This window comes from Macellibacteroides sp. (assembly GCF_050251695.1).
In the GTDB taxonomy this organism is placed as follows: domain Bacteria; phylum Bacteroidota; class Bacteroidia; order Bacteroidales; family Tannerellaceae; genus Macellibacteroides; species Macellibacteroides fermentans.
On record NZ_JBFWMI010000036.1, the window covers coordinates 24,107 to 30,451 of the forward strand.

The 6,345-nt window shown below is 49.1% G+C and carries 3 protein-coding genes; all 3 read left to right on the forward strand.

All coding sequences use genetic code 11. The annotated features are described in order from the left end of the window. Nucleotides 1-56 precede the first annotated feature (56 nt). The gene (locus tag AB7E53_RS07285; RefSeq protein WP_446774947.1) at nucleotides 57-3,125 is read left to right on the forward strand and encodes a SusC/RagA family TonB-linked outer membrane protein; all 3,069 of its coding nucleotides are present in this window, start codon (nucleotides 57-59) and stop codon (nucleotides 3,123-3,125) included. A gap of 24 nt (nucleotides 3,126-3,149) precedes the next feature. Then, on the forward strand, nucleotides 3,150-4,721 hold the full coding sequence (locus AB7E53_RS07290; RefSeq protein WP_068185789.1) for a RagB/SusD family nutrient uptake outer membrane protein: 1,572 nt from the start codon (nucleotides 3,150-3,152) through the stop codon (nucleotides 4,719-4,721). 167 nt (nucleotides 4,722-4,888) lie between these two features. Continuing rightward, a partial coding sequence (locus AB7E53_RS07295) for a glycoside hydrolase family 3 N-terminal domain-containing protein (protein WP_446774949.1) occupies nucleotides 4,889-6,345 on the forward strand: 1,457 nt, incomplete at its 3' end.

The following is a 6,345-nucleotide window of genomic DNA, read 5'->3' on the forward strand; positions in this document are numbered from 1 at the left end:
GAAGAAACCGGGAACATGCAGTAATCAATCTAGTTAATAACTTAATGAAAAGAATTATGAAAAGCAAATCGGTGAAAAAGCTACTTATCATGGTGCTTTTTCTGTTGGCCACTGTGTCTTACCTATCGGCACAGGGACCCGTTAAAGTTTCAGGGCGTATTACAGACGACCTGAAAGAGCCTATGCTCGGGGTGAGCATCGTTGAAAAAGGAACCACCAACGGTGTGATGAGCGACTTAAATGGCAACTACAGTCTGTCCGTACAGCAGGGTGCCACCATTGTATTTTCCTATATCGGCTTTGTAACTCAGGAGAAGAAAGCCGTTGCAGGAGTGATGAACATTCAGCTAAATGAGGATACTAAAACGCTGGAAGAGGTTGTAGTGGTAGGATACGGTGTTCAGAAAAAGAGCTCCGTTACCGGGGCCATCTCGCAGGTAAAGGCCGAAGATCTGGAAAACCGCACCATCAGTAACGCTCCGGCGGCATTGCAAGGCAAAACAGCCGGGGTACAGGTTATCCAAACCTCTGCTGCTCCGGGAGCCTCGCCTACCGTTCGTGTAAGAGGTTACTCTTCCAATGCTTCCTCCAATCCCCTGTATGTGGTAGACGGGATCCGACTGAGCGACATCAGCGGCATCGATCCCAACGACATCGCATCCATGGAGGTGCTTAAAGATGCTGCCTCTGCAGCCATCTACGGTGCCGAAGCCGGCAACGGGGTTGTACTTATCTCCACCAAGAAGGGGAAAGCGGGACAAGGAAAGATTTCCTACGATTTCCAATGGTCGTCGCAATCGCTGGCTCGTATCCCGGCCATGCTGAATGCAGAGCAGTACATCGATTATATGGTAGAGTCGCAGACTTTTACAGAAAACGAACTTCGAAACGGCTGGGACGGGGTAACGAATACTGCCTGGACCGACGTAGCCTTTGATAACAGTCAGATGCAAAAGCACAATGTATCTTTCACCAACGGCAGCGAAAACGGCAATTACTATCTATCTCTAACCTATCTGGATAATAACGGGATTGTAAAGGGAGATGTCGATGTTTACAAACGTCTTACGGCAACCATCAATTCCGAATATGCAATCAAGCCCTGGCTCAAAGTGGGAACCACCAATCAGATAGAGAAATTCAATATACGCAGCGTATCCATGAACAACGAATACGGCAGCTTGCTAACCTCTATCCTCCAACTGGACCCGCTTACGCCCGATACCTACGCGGCGGATAAGCTGCCGGCTCACATGCAGACTGCTTTGAATAATGGTAAACACCTGCTCAAAAACGAGAACGGCGACTACTATGCAGTGTCCAAATATTATGCCGGCGAGCAATTTCATCCTATGATCATGCGCGACAATAATATTGGGAAAAACAGTGGATTCAACGTAAACGGATCCATCTACTCCGACTTCAAACCTATCAAGGATTTCACATTCACCTCGCGTTTCGGTTACCGGTTGTCGGGAACCCGTCAGTCGTCCACCGACCTTCCCTTCTACGGAAACTCCACCCAGAGCCGCGACTATGTGAGCCTCAATGCCAGATCTACCACAAGTATATATTATCAATGGGAGAACTTTGCCAACTACACGAAGAGCTTCGGACAACATACTGTAACCGGAATGGTGGGTATGTCGTACCAGGAATCCACCAACGACAATGTATATGGAAGTCTTTCGGCCAACAGCGAAGATGCCATCAAGAAAAACGATCCGTTGTTCTATTACCTCAACTATGGTTCGGCTTCGGCAACCAAGGGGGTAGCCGGCGAGAAAATACGTTCGGCCAAACTTTCTTACTTCGGACGTGTAGGATACGAATTTGCAGGGCGTTACCTTTTGCAGGGATCACTTCGTGCCGATGCAGCCGACTTATCACTGCTTCCCTCCACCAACCGCTGGGGATATTTTCCTGCGGTATCTGCCGGATGGACCCTGTCGGAAGAAGAGTTCTTCGCTCCGCTCAAGCATCAGGTAAGTAGCTTGAAGTTGCGTGCCAGCTGGGGACAAAACGGTAGTCTGGCTGCCCTCAGCAACTATCCATACAGCACGGACATGGCTCTGAAAGGGCTCTACCCTTTCGGAACGGGCAATTATTATATCAATGCTGTGGCTCCCTCATCCATGGGTAACGATAAGCTGAAATGGGAGACTTCCGAACAGATCAACATCGGTCTGGATGCCAGGTTCCTGAAAGATCGTCTTACTGTAGGAATGGACTACTTTAACAAAAAGACCAAAGATCTGCTGGTAAACGGTACCACCCCTTCATTGATTGTAGGAGGAACAACCTCGCCCATGAATGCCGGTAACGTAAGCAACAAGGGCTGGGAGTTTGAACTGGGCTGGAGAGACCATATCGGCGACTTCCATTACAGCCTGCGTGCCAACCTTGCCACCTTAACGAACGAGGTAACCTACGTTGACCCGTCTATTACGCGTATCAACGGTGTTAACTTCCATACCAGCACCATCACCTACTTCGAAGAGGGATTCCCTGTTTACTACTTCCGCGGCTATAAATTCAAAGGGGTGGATCCGGAAACGGGTAATCCCATGTTCCATGACCTGGATAACAGCGGCGACCTGAACGATGGCGATTTGGATTACATCGGCGATGCCATACCTGATTTCACCTATGGAATTACACTAACCGCCAGTTGGAAAGGATTGGACTTCACGCTGTTCGGCACCGGATCGCAGGGCAACGACATCTTCAACTGTATCAATCGTCCCGATTATGCAGCATCCAACAAACTGAAAGAGGTATTTTACGACAATCGCTGGACGGCCGATAATAAGTCGGGGACTGTTCCACGCGCCGGCGCCCAGAACATGGATAAATACCAGACCTCCGATGCTTTGGTATACGACGGCTCATTCTTCAAGATTAAGCAGATTCAATTGGGATATACCCTCCCCAAAACATGGATGAAAAAGATCTTTGTGAACAACCTCCGGGTATACGGTTCGCTGGACGATTTCTTCACCTTCACAAAATACCCGGGCTTCGATCCGGAGGCGGCTGCCAATTCCACTTCGGGAATGGGTGTGGACAAAGGGTCGTATCCTTGTTCCAAGAAGGTTGTTTTAGGCTTGAATATTGAATTTTAAAAACCACAATTTACAGTAAGAATAATGAAAACAAGATATATCTATATTTGGCTGCTGGGACTGCTTTCGGTGCTTAACACAGGATGCGAAGACCGGCTGGACATCCCCAAACATGGTAATATGGGGAGTCAGGAAGACTTTTACCAAACAGATCAGGAGGCTATGCAGGCATTGGCTTCTTTATACTTCAGCTGGAGCAGCAATTACTACAATTGGTTCATGACCAAAAATTCGTTGGCCGACGATGTGTGGAGCGGTGGTGGTTCGCGTGGCGACAATGCCCAAATGGAACAGTTGAACGAATATACCTTCGACACGGATCATCCCATGATAGCCAGCTTGTATTCGGGCATGTACAGCATCATTTACAAAGCAAACCTGATTATCGACCTGATGGAACCGGATACGGATGTGAAAAAGCGTGCCCTGGCCGAAGCTAAGTTTTTCCGTGCATGGGCGCATTTCGAACTGGTAACCCTCTATGGAACAGCTCCCATCGTAGATCATCTGCTCACACCGGACGAGTACAGACAGGGCAACAGCAGTCCGCAAGACACCTGGGCGTTTATTGAAAAGGATCTTACAGAAGCCATCAACCTCAACGTTCTGCCATCAAAAAACAACGTTAACGATAAAGAGACAACGATCCGTACCACCAAAGAGGTGGCACAGGCCATGCTCGGGAAGGCGTATGTATTCCAGGGTAAGTACAGCGAAGCGGCCTCTATTCTCGACAAAGTGATCGAATCCGGCAAATACGATCTATACCCGGGTGCTTACGATAAGCTGCTGCACGTAGAAGCCAACGGAAGCTGCGAGTCCATGCTGGAGGTGCAGCGACGGAACGACCCGGAACAGGCCTGGAACTGGGACCTGCTGACAATGACCTACCTGATGATGGGATGGCGTTCGGATAAATTGTTCGTTACCGGCGAAGCTGCCCAAACCATCGCTTCGGGTACCTATGGCTTTATGAATCCACGCAAATCGTTGTATGATGCTTTTGTGGAAAGAGAAGGAACCGATGGCTACCGGTTAAACAGCACACTGCGCAGTTACGAGCAATTAAATAAGATCGGGGTTGTATTGCAGCCCGGTGCCAATATGGTGGGACACGAAGGTTACTTTATGTGGAAAACACGTGCACTGAAAGAAGACTGTATTTACGATGCCTCTTACTTTCAGGCCCTGCAATACATCAACCTCCGGGTGATGCGCTATGCAGAGGTATTACTGCTGGCTGCCGAAGCACATGTACAGGGCGGCGACAAGGCCAAAGCGCTTTCTTACATCAACCGCATTCGTTCGCGGGCCAAACTACCCGATTTAACAACGGTTACCCTGGACGATGTAAAGAAGGAGAAACGGTTGGAGCTCTGCATGGAATGTGTACGTTTCCAGGACCTCACCCGTTGGAACGATGCTGAAGCTGTTATGGGTCAGCAAGGGAAGGAAATTCCGGCCTTCTCTAGTGAAGGTGTTAAGTTCTTGTTCAAGAATTCGGCTTACGGTTTCAAGGCGAAACATAAACTGTTACCGATTCCCCGCAAAGAGCTGGAGTTAAATCCCAACATGAAACAAAATGAAAACTGGTGATAATTTATTTATGCGGTACAAAACCAACAAATTAATAACAAATCAGGAAGATGTACAGCATTAATTGATTTAGGTTAATGGAGAAATTTTCGGTGTAGTAGTATCTTTACCTGAAAATTTCTTCGTTACCACTAAATGAATACTATACTTTAATTACATTTAAAATTATGAAATTGAAAAGACTATCTATTTCCATTTTCTCCGGTTTTTTGGCGCTCACGGTACAGGCGCAGCTGCCGTCACCGGAGCCGCAGCTACGGCTCACCCCGCAAAACGTCGACGAGGTGATCCGTGCGATGACGCTGGAAGAAAAAGTACACATGGTAATTGGTTGCGGCATGGCAATGAGCGACGATGCCAAGTTTCCGGGCACAGCCGGCCGTACCTACGACATTCCCCGTCTGGGCATCCCTTCGGCTTACCTGGCCGACGGTCCGCACCGTCTGGCAATGGCTCCCAAACGCGAATTCGACAGCCACACCTATTACGCTACCGAGTTTCCGTCCAGCACCACGGTAGCTGCCACCTTCGATCCCGAAGCAGCTTTCCAGGTTGGTCAGGCGCTGGGCAGAGAGGTTAAGGACTACGGACTGGATGTATTGCTGGCCCCGGGTGTGAATCTGATGCGTAATGTGCTTTGCGGACGAAACCACGAGTACTATTCCGAAGATCCGCTGGTGGTGGGAAAGATTGCCGCAGCTTACATCAACGGAATTCAAAGTCAGGGTACCGGAACCTGTATCAAACACTTTGCAGTAAACAATCAGGAGACAAACCGTAATAACAATGACTCCCGACTCACCACCCGCCCCCTGCGCGAGCTTTATCTCAAAGGATTCGAGATAGCCATAAAGGAATCGCAGCCATGGAGTGTGATGACCGCCTACAACAAAGTGAACGGCAAATACACCTGCGAAGACAAGGAGCTTACCGAAGATATCCTTCGTTCGGAATGGGGCTACAAAGGAGTGGTTATGTCCGACTGGAATGCAGGGATGGATGCCGTTGCATCCATGTTGGCAGGTAACGATATGATGCAACCGGGACAAGACCGCCAGTACAAGGCTATTTACGAAGCTGTAAAAAACGGTACCCTCAGCGAGGCCATCCTGAACCGCAACGTGAAACGCGTACTGGAGTTCGTTCTTAAAAGTCACACCTATGCGGGCTATCCATATCCCAATGAAACAGATCTGAAAGGCCATGCACAGGTAGACCGTAAGATTGGTGCCGAAGGAATTGTTTTGCTGGACAATAAAGAGGCCCTTCCGCTGGCACAAGGCGTAAAGAAGGTTGCCCTGTATGGAACCACCTCGTACGACATGGTACCCGCAGGTATGGGATTTGGCAGTACGGGAATCGGTTACTATACGGTATCCCTGGTAGAAGGTATGCGCAAAGCAGGCTATACAGTAGACGGTAAACTTATTAAGCAATACAAAAAACATCTGTTCGACGAGCAGAAACGACTTTTCCCACAGGGAAGACCCCCCTTTTCCTTCACTCCCCTGCCCCGTGCCGAAGAGTTTCTGCCTACAGCCGAAGAGATGACCGCACAGGTGCAGGACAATGACATTGCCATCCTTACCCTGGGACGTACCAGCGGCGAGGCTTGCGACCGTCG

Coding starts and splice junctions, on each gene's coding strand:
- AB7E53_RS07285 (WP_446774947.1), top strand. CDS start 57: ATGAAAAGCAAATCGGTGAAAAAGCTACTTATCATGGTGCTTTTTCTG.
- AB7E53_RS07290 (WP_068185789.1), top strand. CDS start 3,150: ATGAAAACAAGATATATCTATATTTGGCTGCTGGGACTGCTTTCGGTG.